General features: G+C 62.7%; 1 protein-coding gene. It reads right to left on the bottom strand.

The window, feature by feature from the left end:
* Window positions 1–84: 84 nt before the first annotated feature.
* Window positions 85–1,310 (bottom strand): MSHA fimbrial ATPase MshE (mshE, locus tag DBR30_RS20105; protein WP_258224525.1); only part of this gene is annotated, 1,226 nt, incomplete at its 5' end.

Genomic DNA, 1,310 nt, shown 5'->3' with positions numbered 1-1,310 from the left:
CGCCATCTCGTTGGCCGCTTCGACCACGCCACTGGTCGCGTTACCCTGGCTGTCACGCCCCTTGTAGGCAAAGTTAGCCATCGCTTACCCCAGATCCTCGGCCAGTCGCAGCACCTCATCCACCGAGGTGATCCCCTGACGGGCATAATCGAGGGCAGTGAGGGCAAGCGGCCGGTAGTGTTCGTGTTGACGGGCCGCCTTGGCGAACCCTTCCGCATCGTTGCGGCGCAGGGCATCCATCATCGGTTGATCCAGCTCAAGCAGCTCGTAGACCCCGATCCGGCCGGAATAACCGGTAAAGTTGCAGCTCTGGCAACCTCGGCCCTTGTGATAGGTGTGTTGGCCAGGCGCCTCGCCGGAGAGCACGGTAAGCCAGGTGGCCTGCCCTTCGTCCGGCGCCTTCTCCTCGACGCAGTGCTCACATACCCGCCGCACCAGCCGCTGGGCGACCACCGCTCGCAGGGCGCTCGCCACCAGATAGCCGGGCGCCCCCATGTCGATAAGACGCAAGGCACTGGTCACCGCATCGTTGGTGTGCAAGGTGGTCAGCACCAGGTGGCCTGTGATGGCGCCACGCAGACCGATCTCCACCGTTTCGTTGTCCCGCATCTCACCCACCAGCAGGATGTCCGGATCCTGACGCAGGGTGGAGCGCAACACGTTGGAGAAGGTGAGGCCGATCTTTGGGTTGACCTGCACCTGATTGACGCGGGAGAGACGATACTCCACCGGGTCTTCTACCGTGATGATCTTGTTGCTGGACTGGTTGAGCTCGGAGAGTGCGCCATAAAGGGTGGTGGTCTTGCCGCTACCGGTCGGACCGGTCACCAGGATCATCCCGTGTGGCCGTTTGAGCTGACGACGGAAACGGGTCAGGATCTCAGGCGGCATGCCGGTCTCGGTCAGCGACAGGATGCCGGAGGATTGATCCAGCAGACGCATCACCACCGACTCACCATACTGCACCGGCATGGTGGACATCCGCACGTCCACATCGCGGCCGCGCACCTTCATGTTGAAACGGCCATCCTGCGGCAAGCGCTTCTCGGAGATATCGAGCCCCGCCACCAGCTTGAGACGCAGCACCAGCGCCTGGGCGATGCGTACCTCGTTGAGGATATTCTCGTGGAGGATGCCGTCGATCCGCTGACGAATGCGCAGTACCTTCTCGTCCGGCTCGATATGGATATCCGAGGCGCCAACCTGCACCGCGTCTTCAAACAGGGAGCGCAGCAGCTTGGCCACCGTCGCCTCCCCCTCATCATTAGCTCCCAGATTGCTGGAGCCCAGCTCGAAGCCGGTGTCCTGAT

Origin of the sequence: Aeromonas sp. HMWF017 (assembly GCF_003061465.1) — a bacterium.
Lineage (GTDB): Bacteria > Pseudomonadota > Gammaproteobacteria > Enterobacterales > Aeromonadaceae > Aeromonas > Aeromonas veronii.
This window is presented reverse-complemented; position numbering and strand designations above follow the sequence as displayed.